Here is a 314-nt window from a genome sequence, read left to right as displayed (position 1 = left end):
TTTCGGTGGTTGGTATCGACCAAGCGTTTGTCGGGCCGGGTCGATCGTTCGTCAGATCTGTCTCATCGTGCACTGGTGTATCGACACCGGTCCAAGCGCCGGATGTCGGCGTCCCGGTCGTATCGTTTGAAACAATCAGGGCCAAACCGCCGGTCTTCACCTCAAGGTCCGTTACGACTGCAGAGTTACCTGCATCTGACGACGCAACAGTATCGATGTGGGAGCTGCTGACGGGGATCAGCCTGTAGGTGACGATTGTGCAGTTCGTGACGCCGCTGGATGTGGTGACGACGAACGTTGCCGTGGTTCCTGAT

The 314-nt window shown here is 57.3% G+C and carries 1 protein-coding gene; it reads right to left on the bottom strand.

What is annotated here, in order from left to right; translation table 11 throughout:
• A partial coding sequence (locus EN851_RS36895; protein WP_210234960.1) for a hypothetical protein occupies nucleotides 1-314 on the bottom strand: 314 nt, incomplete at both ends.

This window comes from Mesorhizobium sp. M8A.F.Ca.ET.208.01.1.1 (genome assembly GCF_004791315.1).
Lineage (GTDB): Bacteria > Pseudomonadota > Alphaproteobacteria > Rhizobiales > Rhizobiaceae > Mesorhizobium.
This window is presented reverse-complemented; position numbering and strand designations above follow the sequence as displayed.